This is a genomic window from Bradyrhizobium sp. B117 (assembly GCF_038969555.1).
Taxonomy (GTDB): Bacteria; Pseudomonadota; Alphaproteobacteria; order Rhizobiales; family Xanthobacteraceae; genus Bradyrhizobium.
In genome coordinates this window covers 9,762,322-9,788,350 of the sequence record NZ_CP152414.1, presented here as the reverse complement: position 1 = coordinate 9,788,350, position 26,029 = coordinate 9,762,322, and the positions used below count along the sequence as shown (strand labels likewise).

At 64.3% G+C, this 26,029-nt stretch carries 29 protein-coding genes and 1 pseudogene; 16 read left to right on the top strand and 14 right to left on the bottom strand.

Annotated elements, in window-relative coordinates:
* Positions 1-169: 169 nt before the first annotated feature.
* The 7 genes from AAFG16_RS46380 to rpsT form a co-directional block, all read right to left on the bottom strand.
* Positions 170-856 carry a hypothetical protein gene (locus tag AAFG16_RS46380; RefSeq protein WP_283082824.1) on the bottom strand — a complete coding sequence of 229 codons (687 nt, stop codon included), beginning with the start codon at positions 854-856 and terminating at the stop codon, positions 170-172.
* A 134-nt stretch (positions 857-990) separates the two neighbouring features.
* A complete protein-coding gene (locus AAFG16_RS46375; protein ID WP_342736005.1) occupies positions 991-1,749 on the bottom strand; it encodes a hypothetical protein in 759 nt (252 codons plus the stop codon).
* Between the two features lie 119 nt (positions 1,750-1,868).
* The gene (gene recF, locus AAFG16_RS46370; RefSeq protein WP_342736003.1) at positions 1,869-3,005 is read right to left on the bottom strand and encodes a DNA replication/repair protein RecF; all 1,137 of its coding nucleotides are present in this window, start codon (positions 3,003-3,005) and stop codon (positions 1,869-1,871) included.
* Between the two features lie 89 nt (positions 3,006-3,094).
* Entirely contained in the window at positions 3,095-3,460 is a 366-nt protein-coding gene (locus AAFG16_RS46365; RefSeq protein ID WP_342736001.1) for a DUF559 domain-containing protein, read from the bottom strand.
* A 130-nt stretch (positions 3,461-3,590) separates the two neighbouring features.
* Positions 3,591-4,709, bottom strand: a complete 1,119-nt coding sequence (gene dnaN / locus AAFG16_RS46360; protein WP_342735999.1) for a DNA polymerase III subunit beta — start codon at positions 4,707-4,709, stop codon at positions 3,591-3,593.
* A 393-nt stretch (positions 4,710-5,102) separates the two neighbouring features.
* Positions 5,103-6,515, bottom strand: coding sequence for a chromosomal replication initiator protein DnaA (gene dnaA, locus AAFG16_RS46355; protein ID WP_027563962.1), 1,413 nt, complete (start codon positions 6,513-6,515; stop codon positions 5,103-5,105).
* A 1,290-nt stretch (positions 6,516-7,805) separates the two neighbouring features.
* The gene (gene rpsT / locus AAFG16_RS46350) at positions 7,806-8,072 is read right to left on the bottom strand and encodes a 30S ribosomal protein S20 (protein WP_027549990.1); all 267 of its coding nucleotides are present in this window, start codon (positions 8,070-8,072) and stop codon (positions 7,806-7,808) included.
* 361 nt (positions 8,073-8,433) lie between these two features.
* On the opposite strand from rpsT, the gene AAFG16_RS46345 reads away from it, so the two are divergent.
* The 3 genes from AAFG16_RS46345 to AAFG16_RS46335 all read left to right on the top strand — a co-directional run bounded on the left by AAFG16_RS46345 (position 8,434) and on the right by AAFG16_RS46335 (position 10,561).
* Complete coding sequence (locus tag AAFG16_RS46345) at positions 8,434-8,751, top strand: hypothetical protein (protein ID WP_027563964.1); 318 nt, start codon at positions 8,434-8,436, stop codon at positions 8,749-8,751.
* Positions 8,752-8,902: 151 nt separating this feature from the next.
* Positions 8,903-9,559, top strand: coding sequence for a peptide-methionine (S)-S-oxide reductase MsrA (gene msrA / locus AAFG16_RS46340; protein ID WP_342735990.1), 657 nt, complete (start codon positions 8,903-8,905; stop codon positions 9,557-9,559).
* Positions 9,560-9,823: 264 nt separating this feature from the next.
* A complete protein-coding gene (locus tag AAFG16_RS46335) occupies positions 9,824-10,561 on the top strand; it encodes a polysaccharide biosynthesis/export family protein (RefSeq protein WP_342735988.1) in 738 nt (245 codons plus the stop codon).
* 132 nt (positions 10,562-10,693) lie between these two features.
* On the opposite strand, the gene AAFG16_RS46330 is transcribed toward AAFG16_RS46335, so the two are convergent.
* From AAFG16_RS46330 to AAFG16_RS46315, 4 genes are all read right to left on the bottom strand, one after another.
* On the bottom strand, positions 10,694-11,104 hold the full coding sequence (locus tag AAFG16_RS46330) for a hypothetical protein (RefSeq protein ID WP_342735986.1): 411 nt from the start codon (positions 11,102-11,104) through the stop codon (positions 10,694-10,696).
* 199 nt (positions 11,105-11,303) lie between these two features.
* The gene (locus AAFG16_RS46325) at positions 11,304-11,975 is read right to left on the bottom strand and encodes a dienelactone hydrolase family protein (RefSeq protein ID WP_342735984.1); all 672 of its coding nucleotides are present in this window, start codon (positions 11,973-11,975) and stop codon (positions 11,304-11,306) included.
* 243 nt (positions 11,976-12,218) lie between these two features.
* Entirely contained in the window at positions 12,219-12,566 is a 348-nt protein-coding gene (locus AAFG16_RS46320) for a hypothetical protein (RefSeq protein ID WP_342735981.1), read from the bottom strand.
* A gap of 25 nt (positions 12,567-12,591) precedes the next feature.
* On the bottom strand, positions 12,592-13,356 hold the full coding sequence (locus AAFG16_RS46315) for an alpha/beta fold hydrolase (protein WP_342735979.1): 765 nt from the start codon (positions 13,354-13,356) through the stop codon (positions 12,592-12,594).
* 570 nt (positions 13,357-13,926) lie between these two features.
* On the opposite strand from AAFG16_RS46315, the gene AAFG16_RS46310 reads away from it, so the two are divergent.
* Complete coding sequence (locus tag AAFG16_RS46310; RefSeq protein ID WP_283082813.1) at positions 13,927-15,021, top strand: HD domain-containing phosphohydrolase; 1,095 nt, start codon at positions 13,927-13,929, stop codon at positions 15,019-15,021.
* A gap of 196 nt (positions 15,022-15,217) precedes the next feature.
* Here AAFG16_RS46310 and AAFG16_RS46305 read toward each other — a convergent pair whose 3' ends face one another.
* Positions 15,218-15,628 carry a VOC family protein gene (locus tag AAFG16_RS46305; RefSeq protein ID WP_283082812.1) on the bottom strand — a complete coding sequence of 137 codons (411 nt, stop codon included), beginning with the start codon at positions 15,626-15,628 and terminating at the stop codon, positions 15,218-15,220.
* Between the two features lie 159 nt (positions 15,629-15,787).
* Between AAFG16_RS46305 and AAFG16_RS46300 the strand changes: the two genes are divergently transcribed.
* The 6 genes and pseudogenes from AAFG16_RS46300 (at position 15,788) to AAFG16_RS46275 (ending at position 19,239) form a co-directional block, all read left to right on the top strand.
* Complete coding sequence (locus tag AAFG16_RS46300) at positions 15,788-16,762, top strand: tripartite tricarboxylate transporter substrate binding protein (protein WP_342735975.1); 975 nt, start codon at positions 15,788-15,790, stop codon at positions 16,760-16,762.
* A 150-nt stretch (positions 16,763-16,912) separates the two neighbouring features.
* Entirely contained in the window at positions 16,913-17,185 is a 273-nt protein-coding gene (locus tag AAFG16_RS46295; RefSeq protein WP_342735973.1) for a DUF3551 domain-containing protein, read from the top strand.
* 116 nt (positions 17,186-17,301) lie between these two features.
* Positions 17,302-17,562, top strand: coding sequence for a DUF3551 domain-containing protein (locus AAFG16_RS46290; protein ID WP_342735971.1), 261 nt, complete (start codon positions 17,302-17,304; stop codon positions 17,560-17,562).
* 96 nt (positions 17,563-17,658) lie between these two features.
* Positions 17,659-18,138 carry a metalloregulator ArsR/SmtB family transcription factor gene (locus AAFG16_RS46285; protein ID WP_342735969.1) on the top strand — a complete coding sequence of 160 codons (480 nt, stop codon included), beginning with the start codon at positions 17,659-17,661 and terminating at the stop codon, positions 18,136-18,138.
* 11 nt (positions 18,139-18,149) lie between these two features.
* Positions 18,150-18,482, top strand: a pseudogene (locus AAFG16_RS46280) (SRPBCC domain-containing protein); the annotation flags it as partial.
* Positions 18,483-18,504: 22 nt separating this feature from the next.
* Complete coding sequence (locus tag AAFG16_RS46275; protein WP_342735967.1) at positions 18,505-19,239, top strand: thioredoxin family protein; 735 nt, start codon at positions 18,505-18,507, stop codon at positions 19,237-19,239.
* Positions 19,240-19,465: 226 nt separating this feature from the next.
* Here the strand turns inward: AAFG16_RS46275 and AAFG16_RS46270 are convergent, their stop codons facing one another.
* Positions 19,466-20,710, bottom strand: a complete 1,245-nt coding sequence (locus tag AAFG16_RS46270; protein ID WP_342735965.1) for a serine protease — start codon at positions 20,708-20,710, stop codon at positions 19,466-19,468.
* Positions 20,711-20,909: 199 nt separating this feature from the next.
* Here AAFG16_RS46270 and AAFG16_RS46265 point away from each other — a divergent pair, with 199 nt between their 5' ends.
* The 5 genes from AAFG16_RS46265 to AAFG16_RS46245 all read left to right on the top strand — a co-directional run bounded on the left by AAFG16_RS46265 (position 20,910) and on the right by AAFG16_RS46245 (position 24,260).
* On the top strand, positions 20,910-21,527 hold the full coding sequence (locus tag AAFG16_RS46265) for a hypothetical protein (protein ID WP_342741088.1): 618 nt from the start codon (positions 20,910-20,912) through the stop codon (positions 21,525-21,527).
* Entirely contained in the window at positions 21,514-21,888 is a 375-nt protein-coding gene (locus AAFG16_RS46260; protein WP_027542101.1) for a transcriptional regulator, read from the top strand. The genes AAFG16_RS46265 and AAFG16_RS46260 overlap by 14 nt, the downstream gene beginning before the upstream one ends.
* 28 nt (positions 21,889-21,916) lie before the next feature.
* Positions 21,917-22,654 (top strand): di-trans,poly-cis-decaprenylcistransferase, encoded by a 738-nt coding sequence (locus AAFG16_RS46255; RefSeq protein ID WP_342735961.1) that lies wholly within the window; start codon positions 21,917-21,919, stop codon positions 22,652-22,654.
* Positions 22,655-23,102: 448 nt separating this feature from the next.
* On the top strand, positions 23,103-23,639 hold the full coding sequence (locus AAFG16_RS46250; RefSeq protein WP_342735959.1) for a GNAT family N-acetyltransferase: 537 nt from the start codon (positions 23,103-23,105) through the stop codon (positions 23,637-23,639).
* A 135-nt stretch (positions 23,640-23,774) separates the two neighbouring features.
* On the top strand, positions 23,775-24,260 hold the full coding sequence (locus AAFG16_RS46245) for a cyclic nucleotide-binding domain-containing protein (RefSeq protein ID WP_342735957.1): 486 nt from the start codon (positions 23,775-23,777) through the stop codon (positions 24,258-24,260).
* Here AAFG16_RS46245 and AAFG16_RS46240 read toward each other — a convergent pair.
* Positions 24,199-25,026: a metallophosphoesterase family protein gene (locus AAFG16_RS46240; RefSeq protein ID WP_342735955.1), complete on the bottom strand. Its 828-nt coding sequence runs from the start codon at positions 25,024-25,026 to the stop codon at positions 24,199-24,201. The genes AAFG16_RS46245 and AAFG16_RS46240 overlap by 62 nt on opposite strands.
* Positions 25,027-25,230: 204 nt before the next feature.
* Here AAFG16_RS46240 and AAFG16_RS46235 point away from each other — a divergent pair, with 204 nt between their 5' ends.
* Positions 25,231-25,920: a DNA-3-methyladenine glycosylase I gene (locus AAFG16_RS46235; RefSeq protein WP_342735953.1), complete on the top strand. Its 690-nt coding sequence runs from the start codon at positions 25,231-25,233 to the stop codon at positions 25,918-25,920.
* The last annotated feature ends 109 nt before the right edge of the window (positions 25,921-26,029 follow it).

Here is a 26,029-nt window from a genome sequence, read left to right as displayed (position 1 = left end):
AAGATGGGTGTTTTTGGCCGATTTTCAAGGCCGGCGAGGGCCGATTCTGGGCGCTGCAAAAAGCCCGATTCGAGACCCCGTTTTGGACCCGTAAAGGCGTGGATTTTGCGGGGGGCGCGGAGGCCTGTTCCGCGGCGTCGTCGCGCCCCCGGAAAAAATGGCTACGGGTTCAGTAGATCTGGGACGGCTTCTTGTCGTCGCTGAGGTCCCAGGCCTCGCCTGCGGCCAGGGTGACGGTATCGGCGCGCAGCAGAAGGCCCCACGCGCGCAGCTCGTAGGGGTACGTGCCGGGCGGCAGATCCAGCGTTTGTGGATGATTTTCGCCGCCAGCGATCTCAATTGTTTGATTGTTGATCACGAGCGAAGCGACGTCTGGCCTTAGATAGCCGAATATCAGCCGAGCTTGTCCTGCGGTCGGCAGGAAATTGGCCTTGGCCGCGGTCTCCGTATTCCGCTGCACCAGGTCGACAATGGTCTCACCCTTGGCGCGGTCGAGCGTCAGCACGCCCGGCCCTTTCGGGGAGGCGAAGACGAGCAGGGCGCGATCGGCGGCGACCATCGCGCCATCAGGCTTTTCCTGCCAGCCGCGCTTTCCGAGCTCTGCGCGGTAGAAGGCGAGGACGTCGCTGAGCTCCGCGGGCACCTGGGCCTTGAGCTCGAGCCGGAGCGGGACTTCGATGCCGGACGCGTGGGTAGTGCTGAAGCTTGTGTGACTGGCTCGCGTCGGCACGGGCATGTCGGCGTGAGGATCTGCTGCGGTCAGCGGCTCCTGCGAGCAGCTGGCAAGCAGAGTAAGGCCGCACAGCAGCAGCCGCCATCGTGCCGGGATCTTCGTCCCGCGCCTTAACCTCGTCATACCCATTCTCCAGGGACGTCTTGAGCTTCGCGCGATGCGGAGGCTGCGACACGGTCAGCGCAGCCTCTGGACCACTAAGTCGCCGTGCGAACCGCTCGGGTTCAACCCAGCCGTTGCAGGCACAGGCGGCGGGCTCAATACAGCTGGAGCGGCGACCACAGCTCGCCATCGGGCCCGACCGTGACGTCCCAGGCATCACCGGCCACCAGATCGATCGTCGTGTCGCGGTCGGAGCGGCCCTCGATCTTCAGCGCGTATGGGTATTTGCCGGGCGGCAGATTGAACAGCGGAGCCTGAGGGCGTTCCTTGCCGGCGCGCGCGGGGAGGGTGATGGCCCGGTTGTCGAGAACGAAGACGACGTCCTTGTTGCCGAGATTGGTGAACATCAGCGCCGCACGGCCGGACTCGGGCATGACGCGCGCCTTCGTCGCGGCATCCCGATTCCGCTGCACCAGATGGACCGAGGTGCCGCTGTCCGTGCGGTCAAGCTCCAGCGTGGCCGGCCCGAGCGGGGAAGCGAAGGCGAGGTGCACGCGATCGGCGGTGACCACCGTGCCATCGTGCTGCTCCTGCCAGCCGCGCTTGCCGAGCTCGGTGCGGTAGAAGGCGAGCACCTCGCCGAGATCGGCGGGGATGCGGGCGATCAGCTTGGTGCGCAACGGGGCGTCGACATCGAGCATCGTGGTGGTGAGGATCTCGCGATAGCTGTAGCGGGTCGGCGCCGGCAGGGCGGCATCGGGGTCCGGCGTGAGCGCGGCGGAGAACAGCTGCGGCAGATGCGGCACCCACGCGCTGGCGCTGGCCGCGAGCACGCAGCTTGCGAGGAAAGCGAGGCCGCACACAAACGCCCGCCATCGTGCCGGGATTTTCGTCCCGAGCCTTGCCGTCCGCATCTTGCTCTCCAGAGATATCGCGCTTGCTATGATCGCGCGATTTGCAGCGGCTGCGACACCGTCGGCGCGGCCTCACAGAGCTAGTCGCTGCGGAAAACGGCCGGGTTCAACGCCATAGCCTAGCGCCGGGCCGAGACTCGTCCGCTCTCGACGTCAAACACTTCGCCGCCCGCGCCGATCTCGGCAAAGGCGGCCGGGTCGGCGCCGGTCAGCCAGACCTGCGCGCCGAGCTTGCGCAGCTCGTCGAACAGCGCCGCACGGCGGTTCGGATCGAGATGGGCGACGACCTCGTCGAGCAGCAGCAGCGGCGCGATGCCGGTCATCTCGGCGACCAGGCTCGCATGCGCCAGCACGAGGCCGATCAGCAGCGCCTTCTGCTCGCCGGTGGATGCATCGCGCGCCGGCATGCTCTTCGGCGCATAGACCACCTGGAGATCGGTCAGGTGCGGGCCGTCGGTGGTGCGGCCGGCGATGGCATCGCGCGGCCGGTTGTCGCGCAGGATCTGGCGGTAGCGGTCCTCGACCGACGTCGCGGTCTCCTCGAGCAGCGCGTTTTCCATCCAGCCGTCGAGCGCGATCTGCGCCGACGGAAATGCGGTGGCCTGCGCGCGTGCGTTGAGCATGCCGGTCAGCCGCGCCGCGGTCTGGCCGCGCGTGGCGGCAACCGCCACCGCAAGCTCGGCGGTCTCGCGCTCGATCGCGTCACACCAATGGTCGTCGTAATTGCGCGTCTCGAGCAGGCGGTTGCGCGAACGCAGCGAGCGTTCGAGCGCGTTGATGCGGCTGGAATGCTCGTTGTCGATGGCGAGCACCAGGCGGTCGAAGAAGCGCCGCCGCTCGGAAGCCGCGCCCATGAACAGCCCGTCCATCGCCGGCGTCAGCCACACCATGCGGATATGGTCGCCGAAGGCGGCGGCTGAACCCACCGGCTCGCGGTCGATGCGGCAGCGCCGGCTCACCGCGGCATCAGTGCGCGGCGGCTCGATGCCGGTGCCGAGCGTCGCCAGGCCCAGGGCGCCCTCGACCTGCGCGGAGACCGCCCAGGAGCCGTCGCCCTGGTTGTCGGCGACATCTTCCAGCGTCGCGCGCCGCAGGCCCCGCCCCGGCGACAGGAACGAGATCGCCTCGATGCAATTGGTCTTGCCCGCCCCGTTCGGCCCGACCAGCGCCACCATGTCAGCCGCCGTCTCGAGCCCCGCCGCCCGATAATTGCGAAAATGCGTCAGCGTCAGGCGATGAATGCGGGAGGGGGTCATGCTGTCTTTGTCATGGACGCGATTCTTCCCCTCTCCCCTTGTGGGAGAGGGTGGCGCCTCACGAAGCGAGGCGACGGGTGAGGGGTATCTTACCGCCCGGCAAGCTTTGCAAGAATATCCTCCAACACAGACGTGGGCCGCTGTAGCACGTCGTTGTTCCAGTAACGGGCGATTGAGAAACCTTCAGAGGAAAGTATGGCATCCCGGGCGGCATCACGTTGCGATTCCGCATGCTGACTGCCGTCGATCTCGATCACGAGTCGCTTGTCGAAGCAGACGAAGTCGAGAATGTATTTTTTGAATGGAACCTGCCGGCGAAACTTGTAGGTGGAGAGCCTACGATCCCGGAGTAGGCGCCACATCGCTGCCTCTGCATCCGTCGGCTCGTGCCGCATATTCCTCGCAAATTGGCGGAGACGTTTGGGGACCGGCCGATGGGACGGCTCTTGCGGCACTAACCCCTCACCCAAGTGAGGTCTTGGCTTGCAGCGGAGATGCCCTCTCCCACAAGGGGAGAGGGCGCAGCAATGCGCATCGTGCCTAGTTCACGAGTGGTCGTCTGGTATTTGCGAGGCAACACGCCCCTCACACCCGCATCGGCATCAGCACGTACAGCGCGCTCTTGTCGTCGCGGTCTTGCACCAGGGTCGGCGAGCCGGGGTCGGCGAGCCTCAGCGTTGCGACGTCGCCTTCGATCTGGGCGGCGATGTCGAGCAGATAGCGGGAGTTGAAGCCGATATCGAGGGCATCGGAGGCGTATTCGACCTCGAGCTCTTCGGTCGCGCTGCCGGAATCCGGATTGGTCACCGACAGCACCAGCTTGCCCGCAGACAGCGACAGCTTGACCGCGCGGCCGCGCTCGCTGGAAATGGTGGAGACGCGATCGACCGCGTTCTCAAAATCCTTCTTGTCGACGACGAGCTCCTTGTCGTTGCCTTGCGGGATGACGCGGCCGTAGTCGGGGAAGGTGCCGTCGATCAGCTTCGAGGTCAGCACGACGTTGCCGATCGTGAACCGGATCTTGGCCTGCGACAGCTCTATCGTCATCTCGGCTTCAGTGTCTTCGATCAGGCGCTGCACCTCGCCGACCGTCTTGCGCGGTACGATCACGCCGGGCATGCCCTCGGCGCCCTTGGGCTGTACCAGGTCGAGCTGGGCGAGGCGGTGGCCGTCGGTGGCGACGCCGCGCAAGGTCGCGGCCTCCGCCGTGCCTGCGGCATGCAGGTAGATGCCGTTGAGGTAGTAGCGCGTCTCCTCGGTCGAGATCGCGAACTGGGTGCGGTCGATCAGCCGCTTGACGTCCTTGGCGGCGAGGTTGAACGAATGCGACATGTCGCCTGCGGCGAGATCCGGGAAATCGTTTTCCGGCAGGGTCTGCAGCGTGAAGCGCGAGCGGCCGGCGCGGATCGCCAGCGCGGCGCGGTCACCGTCGGCCTCCAGCACGATCTGCGAGCCGTCCGGCAGCTTGCGCACGATGTCGTAGAACATGTGCGCCGGCACCGTGGTGGAACCGGCGGTCGCGGTTTCCGCGGCCAGGGTTTCCGTCACCTCGAGGTCGAGGTCGGTCGCCTTCAGCGACAATTTCGCGTTCTCGGCCCGGACCAGCACGTTGCCGAGGATCGGGATCGTGTTGCGGCGTTCGACCACGCGGTGGACATGGCCCAGCGATTTCAGGAGTTGCGCGCGTTCGACCGTAACCTTCATTGCACTACTCGCCCGATCCCCAAGGAAATACCAGCGTTGGAAAAAGCCGGGCAGCGGGACGCGCGCCTCGGCACCGAAGACCCCGAAAGCCGGATCATCCAGCCGATATGACCAAAGCCGTCGGGGTCGCGCAAGGTGGCGCGGATGGCCCCCGGATTCAAGGGATCGGGGGCAGTTCCCCCACGATTTACGGGCAGAAATAAAGGCGGCCGCCGAGGCGCAGGTCCGCTCCTCGCCCCGCGTGCCGTGGGCTGGAGGGGACCGACAGTCTCCACAACGTCATGGCCGGGCTTGTCCCGGCCATCCACGGCTTGCCACGCAGCGCAAAGAACGTGGATGCCCGGGACAAGCCCGGCCATGACGATCTCTGCAGAGGGTGCACGAAATAGGCGTTTATTCCTGAAGCTGGCGCTTCAGCGACTCCACTTCCTCCGACAGCGCGGTGTCCTTGGAGACCAGGGCCTCGATCTTGCGCACGGCGTGCAGCACCGTGGTGTGGTCGCGTCCGCCGAAGCGGCGGCCGATCTCGGGGAGCGAACGCAGGGTCAGCGTCTTGGCGAGGTACATCGCCACCTGGCGCGGGCGCACCACATTGGCGGTGCGGCGCGAGGACAGGAGGTCGGAGCGGCTGACATTATACTGCCGCGCCACCACGCGCTGGATGTCCTCGATCTTGATCCGCTTCGGCTCTTGCGGCCGGACCAGGTCGCGCACCTCGCGCTCGGCCATCTCCAGCGTCACCGGCTGGTTGTTGAGCTTGGAATGCGCCAGGAGGCGATTGATCGCGCCTTCGAGGTCGCGGCCGTTATGGGTGATGGTGCGCGCCAGATAATGCAGCACCTCCTCCGGCACGTCGAAGGTCGCATGATGGGCGCGGGCCGCCGCGACGCGCGACTTGAGGATGCCGTGGCGCAACTCCTCGCCGAGCGAGCCCATCTCGACCACGAGACCACCGGCAAGACGCGAGCGGACGCGGTCGTCGAGGCTTTCGAGATCGGACGGCGGACGGTCGGCCGCGATCACGACCTGGCGGCCGGCATCGATCAGCGCGTTCAACGTGTGACAGAACTCGGCCTGCGTCGACTTGCCCTGCAGGAACTGGAGGTCGTCGATGACGAGCACGTCGATACCGCGCAGCGCTTCCTTGAACGCGAGCGCCGTCTGCGTCTTCAGCGCGGCGACGAAGCCGTACATGAATTTTTCCGCGGTGAGATACAGCACCTTGCGCTCGTTGCCGGAATTGCCGGCCCAGGTCACGGCCTGCAAGAGATGCGTCTTGCCGAGGCCAACGCCGGCATGGATGTAGAGCGGGTTGAACATCACGGGGTCGCCGCGGCGACCTTCGGCGACCTGACGCGCGGCGGCATGCGCCAGCGTGTTGGAGCGGCCGACGACGAAGCTTGCAAAGGTCAGGCGCGGATCGAGCGGCGAGCCGCCGAGCGCGTCATGATTGGCCGAGACCGGCGCGGTCGCGGTCGAGCGCAATTCCGGCGCAGGCGCGCGGCGCGTTTCGACCGGCGCAGGCGCTTCCTTCGGCGCCACCACCGGGCGCACCGCGGAGCGGACGGTGAGATCGATGCGATGCACTTCGGGCATCTCGGCCTGCCAGCACGACAGCACGCGCTCGGCGTAATGAGCCTGGATCCAGCTCTTCAGGAAGCGGGTCGGAACCGACAGCCGCACGCTCTCCTCCTGCACGCCTTCCAGATCCATGCGCGCAAACCAGCTCGTATAGACGTCTTCGCCAACGTTCGTGCGCAGCCGGTTCTTCACGCGCGACCAGCGATCCTGTTCCGATGTGTTCATCGTCAAAAAACTTCTCTTGAGAGATTTAGTTGCGTGGGTGAGCGCCATGCAGAGTTCCTGCCATCAGGGTTTCTGACATGGCGCGACCTCAGAGCGAGTCCATCGTCAGGCATGGCTCGACCGTCCGGCGAGAACGCCGCGTCCGATCAGCGATGTCAGAGATGGAGGGTTCGCGAGGTCAGCGCGTACTCGGCGCCCCATCGCAGGCGGGAGGCTGGAGGTCGGACTGATCTAAACCGGCATCGTTGGAATAAGAAACCTGTTTCAATACCGCGTTGCGTCCGTAAGACATGATACCTCCCCGTCCTGCCGTGATTGCTCACGGCAAGGTCCTGCGTGTCCAATAGACAGTCGCGGCGTAGTGGTGTCGCGAATGCCCGCCCGTGTACTAGTCGTCCGCTCGACTTCGCCTCATGCGGGTCGGGGTAGCTTTACGACATCTCTCATTTGCGCTTGGCGCGAGCAGGATGAAATCCTGCTTGGAGACATTCAGACAAAGAGCTACCGTTCCCACAGTGCTGTGGGTTTGAACCGACTATCGCTTGTTGATGCGTTGCCAACGTGCCCACCGCCGCCGATTTGCACGCTCGCCCCGTTTCCGATACCGCGCTGGTCTCAAGATCGTGGGCGCCGCTGACGACTTAAGGAATACACTAAGCGGAAAGACTCGCAACGGAATTGATTCACACTTGAGGCATCAAAAATCTTGACCAGCGTTAACGCGGCGCGCGAGTTGTTCACAGGTCTGAGACCAAGAGTTTGAATCCGCGTAAAGAATCGAAGACGAGACGCGTTGTGTGACAATTGGCGAACAGCAGCCAAAAAAAATTCAAAAAACCTTCACGCGCCGACTTCGCCGGGTCGTTTTCCAAATGCTTGCTGTCACTATGGCGATAAGTTGTTCGCGAAACATCGTTTTTTGAGTCTCATTTCACAGGGTAACTCCACCGCGAGATCCGCTCCTGTGAATTTACGGTGTGCAGAACTCGCGCGCGTGCAAATTCAACTTAGGCCCGTCCCGCAAGGGTTTTTCGCAGCGCAGTGAAAGTTTCCGCTGTTGCAAAATCGTCCGCGGTAAAACTACGGACGGCATCATCGTGCCGTCGAGATGAATCTTCCAATGTCTATCGTTGGTCGAACGACCGCTTGCGTGAATTGTGGCAGACGAATTGTGACAGGCAACGAAAAGCCCGGCACGAGGCCGGGCTGATGTGACGAGCGCGATGTCGCTTCAACCGATCGAATGACTCGATCGCATCGGCTGACTTAGTTCCGCTGACTTGGATCGGCTCACTTGGCGAGCTTGGCGATCTGCGCGGTGAGGCGCGAGACTTTGCGGCTGGCGTTGTTCTTGTGAATGATGTTGCGCTGCGCGGCGCGCATCAGGGCGGGCTCGGCATTCGCCAGCGCCTTCACGGCAGCGGCGCGATCGCCCGTCTTGATGGCTTCCTCGACGGTGCGCACAGCGCCGCGCATCTGGGTGCGGCGCGACTTGTTGACGGCAGTGCGGCGGGCAATCTTGCGCGTCGCTTTCTTGGCGGAAGTGGTATTGGCCATGGTCTCAATATCCTTTGCGGTACCGGTCGCGTCTTGGTCGGGTAGCGCCGGCTGCTTGACCGCGGAATCGACGCTCGGATTTAGGGTGTTCGGTTGCTGGGCTGTTCCCGGAACATGAGGCCTCAAAGAGCCTGCAACTGCTCAAAGAACAGCGGCGGCGGGATTGCGCCCGCCGCCAGTTGGCGCCCTTATAGAGGGGGTCTGCGGCACCGTCAACGCTTTCCGGGGCTGGAAAACGGCCCTTCCGGGCGCCCGACGAGGGGTGTAACGCCCTGAAGCGGTTGAATTTCTGCCGTCGCTTGGCTATTGGCTGGCGGGCGTTATACGGGTCGATCGATCGGACGACCATCTGGGGTGAGGCATGATCCGCGGTTTTTTCCGACTGATTGGGCTGTTGCTGCTCGCCGGCGGGTTCATCTTCATGGTCTATGACGGCGCCCGCTGGGTGGCCGACCAGACCCTGCGCTTCACCCGTTTCGGCCAGTTCTGGAACGATATCAACCAGGCCAGCCAGTCGGCGTTCCGGACCTGGGTCGAGGCCAAGGCGCCCTGGCTCTGGACCTCGGTGATCCGCCTGGTGCTGGACCAGCCGGTCTTCGCCGTACTCGGCATTTTGGGCATCTTGCTGATGATCCTGTTCCGGCCGCGCAAGCCGCTGATCGGATATTCCCGAGATTGATCTTCGATTCCCCGCGCGACTGAACGCTGTATCGGGCGCTGCGTAACAACGCTGCTCCCTCTTGCGTAGACACCTATATTCCCACCTGATCGCGAGCACGCCGCCCGAGCATCTGGCTCGCGCGACGGACGTCTCGTTTCGGAGACCCATCATGCTGTTCATGCGCAAGAAGACCGCATTGCCGAGCGCAGCTGAGGCGCTGCCCGGCCGTGCGCAAGCCATCCCGACTGCGACCACCCATTTCGTCAACGGCAGCAAGCTCAAGCCGCCTTATCCTGCAGGACTCGAGCAGGCCGTGTTCGGTCTCGGCTGCTTCTGGGGCGCCGAGCGCAAATTCTGGGAACTGGGCGAGGGCATCTACACCACCGCCGTCGGCTATGCCGGCGGCCACACGCCGAACCCGACTTATGAAGAGACCTGCTCGGGACGCACCGGCCACACCGAAGTGGTGCTGGTCGTGTTCGACCCGAGCAAGATTTCCTACGAGAAGCTGCTGAAGACGTTCTGGGAGAACCACAACCCGACGCAGGGCATGCGCCAGGGCAACGACGTCGGCACGCAGTATCGAAGCGCGATCTACACTTGTTCAGATGCGCAGAAGAAAGCGGCCGACGAGTCCAAGGCGCTGTATCAGAAGGCGCTTGCCGCAAAAGGTCTCGGTGCCATCACCACCGAGATCGCGCCCGCCGGCGAATTCTATTTCGCCGAGGACTACCATCAGCAATATCTGGCGAAGAATCCCGCCGGCTATTGCGGCTTAGGGGGCACCGGCGTGTCCTGTTCGATCGGCGCGGGCGTCAGCGCGTAGGCGCTAACTCGAGCCACGGCGCGCTGCACCTCTCCCGCTTGCGGGAGAGGTCGCATTGCATCGGAGATGCAATGCGGGAGAGGGTTCTCTCCTCTGGGGGACTGTCCCGTTGCGGAGATACCCTCTCTCCAACCCTCTCCCGCAAGCGGGAGAGGGGGAGCACCGCGCTCGTGGCGCGGCGCCATTTCACACCTTCCCGCTCAACGCTTTATTAACCATAACCGGTGCATCACTGGAGCTGTCTCGTTTCGAGGGATAGGTCCGGTGCCGGTTGCACGCGCGTTTCGATGGTCGATCCTGACAGCCTGTTTGGCAGCGTCCGCCGCGCTGCCTCTTGGCGGCTGCATGCAGACCGCCGGCCCTGTCGCATATGTTCAGCCGCGCTCCGATCTCGACGCCATGGCCTATGGCGCCCCGCAACCGGTCGTCGTTGCCAACAACGGCGGCGGCGCCATCGCCGCGCTCAGCAATTCCTTTGCCTCCGCGCCTGCACCGATGCCCGTCGGCTATGCCGCGCCGATGGCAGTGCCCGTGCGCTACGACGCCTCCTATCATCTCGACGCCGGCGACAAGCTGCGCGTCGTGGTCTACGGCCAGGAAGGTCTCACCAACAGCTATGCCATCGATGCCGGCGGCTCCATCACCTTGCCGCTGATCGGCGCCGTGCCGGCGCGCGGCCGCACCACCGCGGGCCTTGCCGGCGAGATCGGCGCGCGCCTGCGCAACGGCTACATCCGCGAGCCCTCGGTCGCCGTCGAGATCGACACCTATCGCCCGTTCTTCATCCTCGGCGAAGTCTCAGCGCCCGGCCAATATCCGTATGTGCCGAACATGACGGTCGAAAGCGCCGTCGCCATCGCCGGCGGCTTCTCGCCGCGCGCCAAGCGCGACGTGGTCACCGTCACGCACACCGAAGCTGGCGGCGCCATGCGCGCCGTCGTCCCGCTCGGCACGCCGCTCGCGCCTGGCGACACCGTGTTCGTCGGCGAGCGCTGGTTCTGACGCTCGCCGTCATTCCGGGTTCGATGCTGAGGCATCGCCCCGGAATGACGGAGGGATAGACGAGCGCGCTGCGTCCGTGCTTACCGCCTGAAATCCAGCCGCCCGTTCGGAAAGCATCCGTCGATCCGCGCCTCATCGACCACGAGCCCGACCCATGGCCGCATGATCGCGGGGTTGGTCAGGTTGATGTACTTCCCGACCAGCCGCGTACCCTCGCGCGCAGCGGCGGCCATGGTCCCAGTCGAAGCGCAGATAGAGGCGCTCGCCGATGACACGGACTTCCGCGCGCCCCTCTTTCCACCTCTCCGGCGTATCGCCCGCAATGGTCGGATCGGCGCCGCCGTTCCAGCGGCTCGCCCAAGTGCCTTCGAGCGGATCGGACGGCGCGGCAATGGAGGCCCATGTCGTAGCGTTGACGTCGCCCGCACCGCCGGCAAGCGATGTGGTCGCGGCATAATCCATCACCTCGCGATCATCAGGCGCGGGCACGTCCATGGTGCCGAACGGATTGCGGATGATGATGTTCGTGTTGGCCTGCTGCATGATGAGTTCCCGGCGTCAATTGGCTTGATCGGCCAGCTCTATCGCCGGGCGGCAGGATGCGGCCACCCGATTCCTGCTCTCTCGTTTCTCGTCATTCCGGGGCGCGCGGAGCGCGAGCCGGGAATCCATAACCCCAGTCCGTGGTTATGGATTCCGGGCCTGCACCGCTTCGCGGCGCATCCCGGAATGACGGCGGTGGCTATTTCAAATGCTTCGCGAAGAATTCCATGCTACGCGGCCAGGCGATCTCCGAGCTCGCCTTGTCGTAGCTCGGCCGCTCGTCGCAATGAAAACCGTGCTGGGCGCCGGGATAGATGAACACCTCCACATCCGGGCGCTTTGCTTTGACGGTCTCGACGTCGGTCAAGGGAATGCCGGCGTCCTTCTCGCCGAAATGCAGCTGCGTCGGAACCTTCGGCTTCTCGTCGGCAAAGCGCACGACGGCGCCGCCGTAATAGCCGATCGCAGCCTTGAGGCCGGACAATCGCGTTGCCGCGACAAAGGCGATGCTGCCGCCGAGGCAGAAGCCGATGATGCCGACCGGGCCAACACTTTTCACGGCATCGATCGCGGCCTGGGTGTCGCGCAGCATCGCCTCCCAATCGGGATTTGCGACGAACTTGCGCGCTTCGGCGATCTCGTCGGGCGTATAGCCCGACTGGAAGCCCGGCGAGGTTCGGTCGAAGATCGACGGCGCGATCGCGACATAGCCTTCGCCCGCGAGGCGGTCGCAGACTGAGCGGATGTGATGATTGACGCCGAAGATCTCCTGGATCACCACCACCGCGCCCTTGGGGCTGCCTGCGGGGTCAGCGCGATAGGCGCCGAGCTGGAATTTGTCGGAAGCCGTCAGTTTGATGTCTTGTCCCACGCGGGTTGTCCTTCTTGGTTGGTCGTTGATGGAGAATTCCGGTCGCTCCACAAACTCGTCATGCCCGGGCTTGTCCCGCCTGCGCGGCCGAAGCCGCTTCGGCGAGGCGAAGGCCCGGGCATCCACGTTCTTGGTGCCGCTCGAAAGATCGCGGATGGCCGGGATAAGCCCGGCCATGACGATGTGGCAACTTCAGCGCACGACGGCGCAGATGGGATTGCTCTGCATCTTGAAGAGCCGCCCTCACTCCCACATCCAGTTCTCGCCATAATCCTCCTTCCATCCTGCCAGCCGTCCATGACGGAATTGCAGGAACAGGCGGTGGCGATAGGGGATCAGGCCGCTGCCCCCGAGATTGCGCAATGCGAGGTAGATCTCGTTGCCGGGACGCCCGCGCACATATTGTAGCGGCTGCCCGAGGGCACGTGCGGTCTGTTCGGCATCCATGCCGAAGGCGAGCGGAATGTTGTTCGACAAGGTTTCGACGAAAGGCCGGCGCAGCGGAATGGTGCCGAATTGCTCGGCCTGTACGGAAGTTGCCATCGAAAGAAGCATCGTTACCGCGGCAGCCGCTGTTATCGCCCGCTTCATTGCCAATGTCCCTCGTCCAGCCAGTCTATGCCGGCAAGTTCTTCAGGAAAGGCACCACCGCGTCAACAAAAGCCTTGGGCTGGTCGATGTTGACGGTGTGTCCGGCGGCGGGGATCACGGCCTTTTGTGCGCCAGGGATCTTTGCCGCCATGTAGTCGGACGCCGCCAGGAACGGCGTATCGTCGGCGCCGACCACGATCAGGCAGGGCACCTTGATGTCGGGCAACTGCTCGATCACGCGGGCATCGCGCTGGGTCAGCATGCCCCGCGCCGCAAGCGCGAGGCCGTTGGCATTGCGATGGCTGGCGGTGGCGCGCTCGCGCGTCGCCGATTTCAGCATCGCAAGCCCTTCCTGGTCGAGCTTGTCCGCGGTGGCAAGCGCCCGCACGTTCCAGGCCTCGCGTGCATCGTCTTTCTTGAAGCCGGGGCCGGTGTCGATGATCAGCAGCGCCCGCGCGCGCTGCGGATGAGCGCGATAGAACGCGAGTGACATGTAGCCGCCGAGCGAGAGCCCGCCGATGATGGCGCGATCCGCCCCGACGGCATCGAGGATCGCCGTGATGTCGCCGACCGTCAGCGCTTCGCTATAGGCCTTGGGATCATCAGGATAATCGGACTGGCCGTGACCGCGCATGTCCCACAGGATCAGCTTGTGGTCTTTCGCGAGCGCATCGATCTGCCCATGCCACATCGCCGAAGTGGAGGAATAGCCGTGCGTGAGCAGCAGCGGTGGCCCGTCGCCATGGACTTCATAGTAGATCCCGACGCCGTCCCGATCGATCTTCGGCATTGTTTCCGCCCTTTCTTTTTATTTCTCGCCGCGACAACGGTGCACCCTCTCCCACAACAAGGGGAGAAGGGAGTCTGCGCCAGCGGCTCCAGCTTAGCCCGGCAAGTTACTTCGACGAAACTGCCTGAACGCCATGGCATGCATGCCTGACGCACGCTCTGTTTGCGTCCCGGAATCGTTGGGTGGGCAAAGGCGCACTTGCGCCGTGCCCACCACCTTTCTCCGATCGCAACGAATGGCGGGCACGCTTCGCTTTGCCCACCCTACGACCACATTCGCCGTCATGCCCGGGCTTGTCCCGGGCATCCACGTTCTTCGGACCCCGGACCAAGGCCGTGGATGGCCGGGACAAGCCCGGCCATGACGGTGAAAATTCCCCTTGTCCGTCAATGCCCGCTCTACTGTGCATGGGGTTGTTTTCGCCCAATTTACTGGGCCTTTCGACGGAAACCCGTTCGCTAAAATTGCGTGCAATCCCGCAGGGTTCCATTGAGCACGCCTCTTAAGGGCCGGAGAACCTGATCCGGCTTAGGCTGAACCCAAATCCAGTCCCGTGCTTTTGGGGAAGCCATGACCGCCTCAGCCAAACCTGCAGCCAAACGCCGGCTTCTGCTCGCCTCCGACCGGAACGACGAGAGCACCGAGCTCGCCAGCATCCTGAAGGCGGTCGGCGAGGTCTCGACGGTCACGACGGAGCACATTCCCGAGCAGCCCTCGCGCGATCTCTCCGGTCTCGTCGTCGACATCAATCTGCGCTCGCCCGAGAGCGTGCAGCGGGTGCGCAACAAGCTGCGCGGCGATGCCTATCGTTCGATGCCGCGGCTGTTCGTGCTCGCCGACGCCCTGCATCACGGTACCATGCAGGCGTGGGCGCTCGGCGCGACCGACACGATCTCGCGGCCGCTGCAGCCGGACGCCATTCTCCAGCGTATCCGCGCCGCGTTCCCCGACACCGCCGTCTATGACGCGACTGATCGCGGCAAGACGCTCAACCGCGGCGTCGAGGCGGCGCATGCGGTGCTCGCCAAGATGTTCGAGAAGCTGCCGCTCGGCGTGCCCTTGACCTTCGACGACGTCATCGCCGCCGAGAGCAAGATCCTGAAGGCGATCAAGCACTCGTCCTTGCGCGAATGGCTCACCACCGTCGGCTGCCACCATGTCGGCAGCTATCGCCACTGCCTGTTCGTCACCGGCTTCGCCGTTGCCTTTGCGCAGCATCTCGGCATGCGCGAGGACGACCAGCGCCGCCTGACCCGCGCCGCGCTGCTGCATGACGTCGGCAAGGCCTTCGTTCCGTCCAACCTGCTCGACAAGCCCGGCAAGCTCACCGACGAGGAGATGGCCGAGGTCCGCCAGCATCCGCGCCGCGGCTATGACGCGCTCGCCGCGCAGGGCGGCTTCCCGCCGGAGATGCTGGACGTGATCCTGCATCACCACGAATTCCTCGACGGCTCCGGCTACCCCAACGGGCTGTCGTCGAACCAGATCAGCGACATCGTGCGTGTCACGACGATCGTCGACATCTACGCGGCCCTCGTGGAGAAGCGCGCCTACCGCATGCCGTTCACCCATTCGCGTGCGTTTGCGATGATGGAAGGCATGGGCGGCAAGCTGGACCAGCAGCTGCTCCAGGCGTTCCGCCCGGTGGCGCTGGGGTCGTTCTAGGCGAGATGCCGTAGGGTGGGCAAAGGCGCAAAGCGCCGTGCCCGCCATTTCTCCTCATACGTGAAGAGAACGGTGGGCACGCTTCGCTTTGCCCACCCTACGGCAGCGTCCCGTTCGGCGACACCGTATCGAGATTCTCAGGTGTGCAACTGCGCACCATAGTTCGGTGCTGCGCACCGTCCGCGAATGAAAGAGTCTAATCCTCGTACGACGAGATCTCGATCAGGCTGCCATCCGGGTCGCGGCAATAGACCGAGCGCAGCGTGCCGCGGGCGCCTTGCCTGGGACCCGGGCCTTCCTCGATCGCGACGCCATGTGCCTGCAGATGCGCCACGACCTCGTCGGGCGCAGCGGAAGTGAGGAAGCACAGATCGTCGCTGCCGGCGGTCTGGTGATCGGCGGTGAACCACTCCACCTTGTCGGCATCGCGCGGCCGGACGTTGATCTTCTGGTTACCGAATTGCAACGATGTCCGCGGCGCTTTGCCGCCGCCGGGGTCGAACACCTTGACTTCCATGCCGAGGATCTTGCGATACCACTCCGCGGTCACCGCGACGTCGGCGACGTTGATCACGAGATGATCGAGGGCTTCGACCTTGACCGTCATGCCTTATCCTTTCGTCGTGATGCGCCAGGTGTACTTTCCGCCTGCGGTAAGCTTTGTTACAACCGTAACGACGACACTTTCAAGATATCCGGCCTTCAAGAACAACACTCTTTGAAGAACAACACTCTTTGAAGAATACCACCTGGGAGAACCCTTGAGATGATCACTCGCCGTACCGCGCTGGGCCTGCTTGCCGCCACGCCTCTTGCAGCCAGCCCGCTGTCGAAGGCCTTTGCCGCGGATTATCCGTCCCGGCCCGTGAAATGGGTGGTCGGCTATCCGCCGGGCGGCGCCACCGACATCCTGGCGCGGCTGATTGGCCAGCGTCTGTCGGAAAAGCTCGGCCAGCAATTCGTGATCGAGAACAAGCCGGGCGCCGGCAACAACATCGGCACCGAATCGGTCGTCAACGCGGAGCCCGACGGCTACACGCTGCAGCTGGTCAATCCGGCCAACTTCATCAACGCCTCGCTCTACGCCAATCTGAAGTTCAACTTCGTGCGCGACATCGCGCCGGTCGCCTCGTTCCAACGCGTGCCGAACGTGATGACCGTCAACAAGGACGTGCCCGCCAAGAACGTCGCCGAGTTCATCGAATATGTGAAGGCCAATCCCGGCAAGGTGAACATGGCCTCGTCCGGCAACGGCACCTCGGTGCATCTGTCCGGCGAGATGTTCATGGCGATGACCGGCTGCAAGATGCAGCACGTGCCCTATCGCGGCGCGGCGCCCGCGATCACCGACATGCTCGGCGGCCAGGTCCAGGTGATCTTCGACAACATGCCCTCGATCATCCAGCACATCCGCTCCGGCTCGCTGCGCGCGATCGGCGTCACCACGGCAGAGCGGTCGCCGCAGCTGCCCGACGTGCAGGCGATCGCCGAGACCGTGAAGGACTACGAGGCCAGCGCGCTGTTCGGCATGGGCGCGCCGAAGAACACGCCGAAGGAGATCATCGCCAAGCTCAACAGCGAGATCAACACGCTGATGAAGGAGCCTGACATGACCAAGCGTCTGGTCGAGCTCGGCGGCGAGCCGCGGGTGCAGACGCCGGAGGCGTTCGGCGAGGAGATCAAGGCCGAGACCGAGAAGTGGAGGAAGGTCGTCGAGTTCGCCGGCCTCAAGGTCGAGTAGCGATCTTTTGATGACCGGGAATGGAGCCCTGCCGTTCGGCAGGGCTTTTTTCTTGCGTATCTTGTTCTTGTTGCTGCGGAATAAAGCGGCGCCACGAAAGCTGATGATGGAAGGCGCGTGTCTCGCGCTGTGAGAAGAGGAGTTGGGATCATGCGCAAGACGCAATTGGCGCTGCTGACACTGGGCGCGACGGTTCTTGCCGGCTTCGTCACCGCGACGCCAGCCGCTGCCCGCGACTATCCCTGGTGCGCCCAAGGCGGCGAATATGATTATCCCGGCGAATGCGCCTACAGCACCTATGAACAGTGCCAGGCCAGCGTCTCCGGACGGCTGCTGTATTGCGACCGCAACCCCCGCTTTGCCTACGGCCAGCAGCAGCTCCCGCGGCCGCACCGGCGCGCGCGGCCTGTAGCGCCGTACTGATCGCGCGAGTTGCGAAGCCGCCGCTCACCCTGCGCGATGCATTTTCGCATGGTCGCTCCGGAATAAATCGGCTCGCCGAGCCTTTCTCTCTGTGAGGCGAACGTGGGAGATCGGTCATGCGCAAGGTGCAATTCGTGCTGGGCACCATGGCCCTGATGTGGCTCGCCGGCGGCAGTTCGGCGCGCGCGGACTACGACTACGCGTGGTGCATCCAGGATTCGGAATATGGCTATCCCGGCGACTGCTCCTATCAAACTCGCGAGCAGTGTCTGCTGAGCGCGTCCGGCCGCAAGGGTTTCTGCGCACAGAATCCTGCCGTGGCCACGCGACCGCCGCTTCCACCGGCGCTGCGCGGTCGGCGCGTTCCGCCATACTAGCTATTTGATCGGCTTCTGCCTGATCACGCAGTCGTGCAGACCTGCGCACGCGGGTTCCTGCTTGACGCGTCTTCGCTCGTCCCTATACTAAACCATATGGTTAAGTATAGGGACGACGCGCTGGACCGGACCTTTGCCGCGCTCTGCGACCCGACGCGGCGCGCATTGCTGGCGCGCCTCGGCGAGCAGGACGGCCTGTCGGTGAGCGAGCTCGCCGCGCCGTTTCCGGTCTCGCTGCCGGCGATCATGAAGCATCTCGACGTGCTCACGGATGCAGGCCTGATCGTGCGGGAGAAGACCGGGCGCACGGTGTCCTGCCGGCTCACCGCGCAGCCGATGGAGCAGGCGATGAACTGGCTCAATCGCTACGCGCAGTTCTGGTCCGAGAAGTTCGATCGCCTTGCCGCTTTCGTGGAGGAAGACACATGGCCAACGCAGCCGTCGACACCAATTCCCGCACAGCCGCTCCCCCAAACGAGCGCCCAGGCCTTGAACGACCAAGCCTCACGCTCACGCGCCGGCTCCGCGCGCGGCCGGAAAAGGTCTACGCCGCATGGACGCAAGCCGCGCAGCTAGCGCAGTGGTTCGGGCCGCCGAACATGAAGCCGGCGACGCTTGAAGCCGAGCTCGACGTCCGCGCCGGCGGCCGCTTTCGCATCAGCTTCACCAGTGCCGACGGCGAATATTTCGAGGCCGGCGGCACCTATCGCGAGGTGGTGCCGAACGAACGTCTCGTCTTCACCTGGGCCTGGCATTCGACCCCGGAACGCGAATCGCTGGTGACGATCACGTTCAAGCCGGATAGTGCCGGGACCTTGATGGTCTTCCATCACGGCCAGTTCTTCGACGAGACCGCACGCGACAACCACCAGCATGGCTGGATCTCGTCGTTCGACAAGCTCGATGCCTTCGTTGCCTGAAGTCCCGTCAGAGGAGAACGCCATGCAGTCCCATCAGATCGTCTCGCGCGAGCAATGGATCGCAGCGCGCAAGGCTCATCTCGCGCATGAGAAGGAGCTCAGCCAGGCTCGCGAGCGCCTCGCCGCAGAGCGCCGCGCATTGCCCTGGGTCCGGGTCGACAAGGACTATGTGTTCGAGGCGCCGACCGGCAGGGTGACGCTCGGCGATCTCTTCAAGGGCCGTCCGCAGCTCGTGGTCCAGCACGTGATGTTCGCGCCCGACTGGGATGTCGCCTGCAAGAGCTGCTCGTTCTGGGCCGACGGACTCGATCGCATGGCGCCGCACCTTGCCGCGCGCGACACCGCCATGGCCGCGATCTCGCTGGCGCCGGTCGCAAAGCTCGAAGCCTTCAAGAGGCGGATGGGCTGGACGTTCGATTGGGTTTCGTCAGGCGGCAACGACTTCAACCGCGATTACGAGGTCTCGTTCACGCGCGAAGAGATCGACAAGGGTGTCCTGAAATACAATTTCGGCACCACGCCATTCTACGGCCCCGAGCTCCCCGGCATCAGTGTGTTCTTCCGTAACGATGCCGGCGAGATCTTCCACACCTATTCCTGCTTCGCCCGCGGCCTCGACATGATGAACGCCGCCTATCAGTACCTCGATCTCACCCCGCTCGGCCGCCACGAGGATGGCCTGCCTTATCCGATGGATTGGGTGCGCCTCCGCGACCAGTACGAGCCGCAGGCGAAGGGAGCGTGCTGCCACGGGTGAGAGGGGCATCGGCGCCAACGGTGTCATCGCCCGGCTTGACCGGGCGATCCAGCACTCCGAGATATCAGTGGTTCATCGAGATGCCACGGCGTACTGGATTCCCCGCCTGCCGCCTACGCTAAAGCTTCGGCGCGCCCAAGACCGAAACCTCGGCGAAGCCTTGGCGTAGCCGGGTCGCGGGGAATGACAGCGGTGGTTGGCGCGGCAGCGTGCCGTCAGTCGCGCTTCACCGCTTCGCGTCGGCCTGCTCCATCGCGTTGCACGAGATCAGCATCGTGTATGGCCGCGCGTTGCCGGCGATGTCGGTGGTCTTGAGCTCGGCCTTCGGCTCGGCGGTCTGGTAGGGCACCACGGAATTGTCGAGGAAGTCGCGCAGCACGCCGGTCTTGATGGCGAAGTTGATGTTCTCGGGAATGTTGCCGGTCACCGCGGCGATACGCAATGCTGGGATCTTTCCGGTAACCACGCCCACGATCTGACCGGTGGCGTCGAACAGCGGGCCGCCGCTATTGCCGGGCTGCACCGGCGCGCTGATCTGCAGGAAACGCGAATCGTTGCGCATGCCGCTGAGCGAGCTGACGATGCCGGTCGTCACGGTGAAATCCGAGGTCAGAAGGCCATGGAAGGGAAAGCCGATCGCGACGATGGAATCGCCGGAGCGGATCGAGCGGTCGCGGATCCGCGCAAAATCCTTGAATGTCGCCGTCGAAGGCGCCTGCAACAAAGCGAGATCGTTGTTCGCATCACTCGACACGACGCGCAGCACCATCGAGGCCTCGCCGGTGAGGTTACCCTTGATGTCGCCGACGCAGCCGTCGATCACGTGGTTGTTGGTGACGATGTGGCCGTTCGCGCTGACCACGAAGCCGGTGCCGCTCTTGGCCCGGGCAGCCTTGCTGCCGGCCGGCGGCGTCTGCTTGTCCGGCACGGGCTGCGGCTTGGCGGCGATCTTGGTGAAGTCGCCCGCCTTGTCGAGCCCGTCGGCCTTCACCTTGGTCACGCAATTGGCCAACGCGGCGATCACCGGCCCGGTCGAGGTCAGATCGAAATTCAGGACGGCGCGGCCGGCTGTCGCCACCATCAGGCTCGCCTTCTGGAAGGTGCGTACGACATTGAGCGGCATGACGGCCGTGAGCATGTTCGACTGGTACGCCGTGGCGTACAGCCTGGCTTGCTCCTGTCCGTCAAAGGTCACGTCGATCGCGGCGTTCTCGCCCTTGTTGAAGCGATAGCTGGGACTCGCAAAGGCGAGCGACCATGTGCCGGCGGCATTCTGGCTCACGACGAGGATGACGCCGTTCGCATAGGGCGTGGTCGCCGCGCAATGCGAGAACGCTCCGGTCTCGTCATTACTGAAGGCGCCGCCGATCCAGTTGCCCACATTGACGGAGCCGAACGGCCCCGCCGCCTGCGCCACGCCGACGAAACCGAGTTGCAAGCAAGACGCGACGACCAACGACTTAAGCCACATACTCTTCCCCCAGGAACATTATGGGAACACCTTAGCGGCCGGGACAGGGGCGCGCAACCCGCAGTTGTCTCCCTCCGGTCACGTCTCATTCGAATGATTTCGCCTTGCGTTTACTTTGCACTGCTATATACTTTGCAGTACAAAGTAATGGGGCAGCAATCCCGACCAGCGTGGGTGGAGCGAGGTTTTGGCATTGCCGATGCGCGATCTCGACAAGGCACTGGCCGACATCGTGGCGATCCGCAGCCAGATCGCGGCAGGCACCGCGTTTCGCGGCTATGGCCCGGCGACGATGGCTGCGACCGGCGCCGTCGCACTGATCACGGCGATCCTGCAATTCTGGCTGCTCCGCGATCCCACGAGTGAGCCGATCGGTTTCTTCTTCGGCTGGTTTATCGCCGCTGTGCTCTCCGTCCTGGTGATCGGCATCGAGATGCGGGCGCGCTCGCGTCGTCATCATTCGGGTCTCGCCGACGCCATGATCCATCAGGCGGTCGAGCAGTTCCTGCCCGCGGGCGTCGCCGGCATCCTGCTGGCTGTTGTGATGTGGAAGTTCGCGAGCGAGACGCTGTGGCTACTGCCGGGCCTGTGGCAGATCCTGGTGTCGCTCGGCATCTTCGCTTCGGTTCGCTCGCTGCCGCGCACCGTCGCGCTTGCCGGCGCCTGGTATTTCATCTCCGGCTTTGCGGTCGTGGTGCTCGCAAGCCGGACCCACACGCTGTCGCCATGGACCATGGGCCTGCCCTTCGTGATCGGGCAATCCATGATGGCGGCGATTCTGTATTTCGCGTCCGGAGACCATGATGTCGAAGACTGACAGTGCGCCCTTCTCCTACGAAGGGCTCGACCGCGTAATCCATGAGAAGGCGAGGCTCGGGCTTCTGACCTCGCTGATGGCACACCCCAAGGGACTGGCGTTTGCCGATCTCAAGCAGCTTTGCGGCCTCACCGACGGCAATCTCAGCCGGCATCTCGCCGTGCTTCAGGAGGCCGGGCTCGTCGAGGTGACCAAGGGCTATGAGGGCAATCGCCCGCACACCACCTGCCGCCTGACCAAGGCCGGCCGCCGCCGCTTCCTCGACTATCTCGCCGTGCTCGAGCGCCTGGTGCGCGACGCCGCCAAGGCCGCGGGCCGCGAGGCGCCGCCGCTCGGCCGCCTCGGCATCGTCTCGACCTGATCCCCCTTTTTTGACCGGAGACTTTGCAATGCAAAGTGACCTTACGTCTCGCGAGAAGCTTCACGTCGGAATCATCATGGACGGCAACGGCAGATGGGCGACGCGGCGCGGACTGTCGCGCGTACGCGGCCACGAGGCCGGCGTCGAGACCATCCGCCGCATCGTCGAGGCCGCGCCCAAGCAGGGCATCGGCACGCTGACCCTCTACGCCTTCTCTACCGACAATTGGAGAAGGCCCAAGCCCGAAGTCGCCGCGCTGATGACCTTGCTGCGCTTCTATCTCGCCAACGAGGTGCAGAGCCTCGTCAGGAACGGCGTGCGTCTCACCGTGATCGGCCGTCGCGACCGCCTGCCCGACGGCATCGCGAACGCGATCGCGCGCGCCGAGGACGCCACGGCCAACGGCTGCACGCTGCATTTGCGTATCGCGGTCGACTACTCGGCGCGCGACGCCATCCTCAACGCCGCGGCAAAGGCGGCGGCGCTGACGAGCCTCACCCGCGAAGCCTTCTCGCAGCTCGTCACTGGCGAAGCCGGTCTTCGCGACGTCGATCTCATCATCCGCACCTCCGGCGAGAAGCGGCTGTCGGACTTCCTGCTGTGGGAAGGCGCCTATGCCGAGCTGCACTTCACCGAGCGGATGTGGCCCGAATTCGACGCCGACGATCTCGCCGCGGCGCTGGCCTCCTTCCATGGCCGCGAGCGCCGCTTCGGCGGCCTCCAGGCGATCATGCCGGAGGAGGTGCCTTCACTCTCGCGGGTGTGACGCGGACGCGGAGCGAAAGTCCATGCGTGTTCTTATCAGCGTGCCTCATCCCTCGACCGGCAGCCGGATTCCGGACGACTATCTGCCGCCGCGCAGTGATATCGATCATCGGTCGCCCCCTACCGAATTCATTTGTTGAAATGGCTCATGTGCAAATATGACCCGAGTGAGATTTGGTCCGACCCACTCGGAGCGAGGAATATTCGCGAGAAGCGGGCCCTCAAGTAGGGGCGCACACCACAGGACGCTGAGGAACAGTCGATGACTGCGATAAGGCCGGAGCGGCGCGTCGGGAGGCGTGAGGCCGCTTGAATGCGGCCGTGTGATGCACGGCACGGGAAAACGAGCTGTTCGTTTTCAGCCGCATGATTGGCAGTGATGTCCAAGCCGCAAGTCCGCGGTCTCGGCTAGGTCTGCAGGTCCCAGCAACGTGCCGAAAGCATCACGCATGTCCCAGCTGTTTCCGGGAGCCGTCATCGAGCCGGTCGAGTTGGCCGAAGCGAAGGGCATGGTCTGCATCAGGACCGCGAGCGCATCCGATGTGGAGAGCCTGTCGGTCTATTTCATCGGTCTCTCCGCCACGTCGCGCAACAAGCGCTTCATGGGCGCGCGGGCCGACCTCACCGTGGTCGCGGCCGAATGCGTGCCCAAGGCCGATCGTCCCGATCATTTCACCTTGCTCGCCGAGCTCAGGCAGGACGGGCAGGGCACGATCATCGGCGAAGCGCGCTACGCCTATGATGCGGCTGCACGGCATGGCGAGTTCGCCATCTCGGTCGCCGACGCCTTTCAGCGCAGGGGGCTCGGCCTTCAGATGATGACGGCGATGGAAACGCGGGCCGGTGATCTCGGTCACGAGATGATCGCCGCCGAGACCGCGCGGGCCAACGCCGAAATGCGCGGCCTTGCGAAGAAAGCAGGTTTTGCGGACACCGGCCTCGGCGACTGGCAGTCGATCCACTTCGCCAAGCGCCTGTTGCGCTAGCGCAGCATCCGGACAAGTGCGCGGCGGTTTTCCGGAAAGATCATGCGCAAACAATAGCCTCAAGCCATGCCGGAAATTTGAGCAAGCCTGCGGCGCGGATCGTGCTCTACTGCCCCCTTACGGGAGTTTTGCAGGATGCGCGCAGTTCTGGATTATTGCACCGGCGGGACCGAGCGGCAGGTCGTGGTCGGCACGCTCCTTGTGACCGAGGGCGGCGCCTCGGGCCATCTCTATGTGCTGATGCAGGGCAAGCTCGAGGTGCTCAAGGGCGAGACGGTGGTTGCCACCGTCACTGAGCCCGGCGCGGTGCTCGGCGAGATGTCCGTGCTGCTCGGCCTGCCGCATACCGCGACGGTGCGGGCGTGCTCCGACGCGGTGGTCTACGAGTTCGAGGATGCAGCCTCGTTCCTGAAGCAGAAGCCCGAGGTGGCGCTGCTGATCGCAAAAATGCTGGCGCAGCGGCTCAACGTCGCCAACACTTATCTCGCCGATCTCAAGCGGCAATATGCCGACCACGGCACCCATCTCGCCATGGTCGGCGAGGTGCTCCAGAGCATGATCAACCTGCCGCCGCTCGAGGTCTCGCCAGGCTCGGATCGGCAATCCGATCCAAGAATGTGAGCCAGTCCGGCGGCTCCTCGATCGAGTTGGCTGGCCGCTTCAGCGGCGCGTTGAGGTCGATCCACTGCGCCTCGCCCGCCGCCAGCCAGAATGCCTTGTCCGCATCGAGGTCCAGCACGATATGCGTTGGCGGCCGGCCCGGCTGCAGGCCGGCGTTGAACACCCAGGTTTGGCCCAGCCGGTCGAACCACGAGCCATCGGTGACGAAGGGCGACTGGTGCACGTGGCCCGAGATCACCATCGAGGGCTGATACTGCATGATCCATTGCACCAGCTCGACATCGCCGAAGAAGCGCTTGCCGCCCCAGCTCGTCGGTGAATTCGCCGGCGGCGCATGATGGGCCCAGATCCAGCGCCGCCGGCGTTCGGCGGCCGCGTCGCGCAGCTGGTCGGCGATGCGCTGCCTGACCAGCGGTCCGTCCCACCACGGGCACACCGTGAACAGGGTGTCGCCGATGGTGAGGCTGTCGCCGTCGCAGGCAATCCCGAGCTCGCGCACGTCGGATATCCAGCGCGAGATCTTCTCACCTAGCGCGTCGCGCTCGTCGAGATCGTGATTGCCGGAGCAGAGGATGACGCGGGTCTGGCGCGCGAGCAGCGCGAGGTATTTCTTCACCACCACGATCTGCGCGCGGAAATCCACCATCGAGCCGATGTCGAGCGCATCGCCGGCGAAGATCACGAGATCGAATTGCGGCGCCGCGCTGACCAGCCAGTCGAGCTGCGGCAGCGAGTAGTGCAGGTCGGCCACGACTAGGCAGCGCATTGAAAATCCGTTCGCGATTGAAAATGGCTGGGAATTCCAAACGTCATAAAGCAAGAAGCAGACCAGCATGGCCGCTCCTTCCGGTCAGTCCAATGAGCGGGAGCATGCTGCGGCGCGCTGCAGCGCGCAAGGGGCCTATCGGCGCAGGGCTGGACCGGATCATCGAATTCTGATGTCGTGGCGCACCTCAACGCGGGTGTCCGCATGACCTCCTTCAAGACCATTCGCGCCCGCGCGGAAAAGCGCAAGGGCGGGCCCAAGGCGCTGGACAAGCTGATGCCCGACAAGCCCGACCTGAAGGGCCTCGCAAAGCTCGGCGACGACCGTATCCTCGCCGAAATGACAAAACGGGTGTTTTGCGCCGGCTTTGCCTGGAGCGTGATCGATTCGAAATGGGACGGCTTTGAAGAAGCCTTCCTGCACTTTGCGCCGGCCAAGCTCAGCTTCCAGCCTGAAGACTATTGGGAAGGCCTGCTACGGGATGCGCGCATCGTGCGCAACGGCGCCAAGATCATGTCGGTGCGCGACAACGCCGCCTTCGTGCAGGAGATTGCGAAGGAGCACGGCAGCTTCGGCAAGTTTCTCGCGAAGTGGCCGCCCTCGAACGAGGTCGGCCTGCTCGATCTCCTGACCAAGCGCGGCAGCCGGCTCGGCGGCAACACCGGCCAGATGCTGCTGCGCTTCGTCGGCTGGGATGGCTTCGTGACGTCAAAGGACGTCGTCGCCTGCCTGCGCGATGCCGGGCTCGACATCGCCGAAGAGGTGAAGTCGAAAGGCGATCTCGCCAAGGTGCAGGCGCAGTTCAACGCCTGGGCCGAGGAGACCGGCCTGCCCTACACCTATCTGTCACGTATCTGCGCGCTGTCGGTCGGCGAGAACCGCAGCGAGCACTAGAGCCTGATCCGGAAAAGTGCGTAGCGGTTTTCCGAAAAGATCATGCTCAAACAATAACCTAAAGCGCGATTCATCTTGATGCCATCGCGCTCTAGGTCACATCAGGATT

Bases quoted from the DNA above. Each gene is read 5' to 3' on its own strand.
- AAFG16_RS46380 (WP_283082824.1), bottom strand. From the start codon at position 856: ATGACGAGGTTAAGGCGCGGGACGAAGATCCCGGCACGATGGCGGCTG.
- AAFG16_RS46375 (WP_342736005.1), bottom strand. From the start codon at position 1,749: ATGCGGACGGCAAGGCTCGGGACGAAAATCCCGGCACGATGGCGGGCG.
- recF (WP_342736003.1), bottom strand. From the start codon at position 3,005: ATGACCCCCTCCCGCATTCATCGCCTGACGCTGACGCATTTTCGCAAT.
- dnaN (WP_342735999.1), bottom strand. From the start codon at position 4,709: ATGAAGGTTACGGTCGAACGCGCGCAACTCCTGAAATCGCTGGGCCAT.
- dnaA (WP_027563962.1), bottom strand. From the start codon at position 6,515: ATGAACACATCGGAACAGGATCGCTGGTCGCGCGTGAAGAACCGGCTG.
- rpsT (WP_027549990.1), bottom strand. From the start codon at position 8,072: ATGGCCAATACCACTTCCGCCAAGAAAGCGACGCGCAAGATTGCCCGC.
- AAFG16_RS46345 (WP_027563964.1), top strand. From the start codon at position 8,434: ATGATCCGCGGTTTTTTCCGACTGATTGGGCTGTTGCTGCTCGCCGGC.
- msrA (WP_342735990.1), top strand. From the start codon at position 8,903: ATGCTGTTCATGCGCAAGAAGACCGCATTGCCGAGCGCAGCTGAGGCG.
- AAFG16_RS46330 (WP_342735986.1), bottom strand. From the start codon at position 11,104: ATGCAGCAGGCCAACACGAACATCATCATCCGCAATCCGTTCGGCACC.
- AAFG16_RS46320 (WP_342735981.1), bottom strand. From the start codon at position 12,566: ATGAAGCGGGCGATAACAGCGGCTGCCGCGGTAACGATGCTTCTTTCG.
- AAFG16_RS46315 (WP_342735979.1), bottom strand. From the start codon at position 13,356: ATGCCGAAGATCGATCGGGACGGCGTCGGGATCTACTATGAAGTCCAT.
- AAFG16_RS46310 (WP_283082813.1), top strand. From the start codon at position 13,927: ATGACCGCCTCAGCCAAACCTGCAGCCAAACGCCGGCTTCTGCTCGCC.
- AAFG16_RS46305 (WP_283082812.1), bottom strand. From the start codon at position 15,628: ATGACGGTCAAGGTCGAAGCCCTCGATCATCTCGTGATCAACGTCGCC.
- AAFG16_RS46300 (WP_342735975.1), top strand. From the start codon at position 15,788: ATGATCACTCGCCGTACCGCGCTGGGCCTGCTTGCCGCCACGCCTCTT.
- AAFG16_RS46295 (WP_342735973.1), top strand. From the start codon at position 16,913: ATGCGCAAGACGCAATTGGCGCTGCTGACACTGGGCGCGACGGTTCTT.
- AAFG16_RS46290 (WP_342735971.1), top strand. From the start codon at position 17,302: ATGCGCAAGGTGCAATTCGTGCTGGGCACCATGGCCCTGATGTGGCTC.
- AAFG16_RS46285 (WP_342735969.1), top strand. From the start codon at position 17,659: ATGGTTAAGTATAGGGACGACGCGCTGGACCGGACCTTTGCCGCGCTC.
- AAFG16_RS46275 (WP_342735967.1), top strand. From the start codon at position 18,505: ATGCAGTCCCATCAGATCGTCTCGCGCGAGCAATGGATCGCAGCGCGC.
- AAFG16_RS46270 (WP_342735965.1), bottom strand. From the start codon at position 20,710: ATGTGGCTTAAGTCGTTGGTCGTCGCGTCTTGCTTGCAACTCGGTTTC.
- AAFG16_RS46265 (WP_342741088.1), top strand. From the start codon at position 20,910: ATGCGCGATCTCGACAAGGCACTGGCCGACATCGTGGCGATCCGCAGC.
- AAFG16_RS46260 (WP_027542101.1), top strand. From the start codon at position 21,514: ATGTCGAAGACTGACAGTGCGCCCTTCTCCTACGAAGGGCTCGACCGC.
- AAFG16_RS46255 (WP_342735961.1), top strand. From the start codon at position 21,917: ATGCAAAGTGACCTTACGTCTCGCGAGAAGCTTCACGTCGGAATCATC.
- AAFG16_RS46250 (WP_342735959.1), top strand. From the start codon at position 23,103: ATGTCCCAGCTGTTTCCGGGAGCCGTCATCGAGCCGGTCGAGTTGGCC.
- AAFG16_RS46245 (WP_342735957.1), top strand. From the start codon at position 23,775: ATGCGCGCAGTTCTGGATTATTGCACCGGCGGGACCGAGCGGCAGGTC.
- AAFG16_RS46240 (WP_342735955.1), bottom strand. From the start codon at position 25,026: ATGCGCTGCCTAGTCGTGGCCGACCTGCACTACTCGCTGCCGCAGCTC.
- AAFG16_RS46235 (WP_342735953.1), top strand. From the start codon at position 25,231: ATGACCTCCTTCAAGACCATTCGCGCCCGCGCGGAAAAGCGCAAGGGC.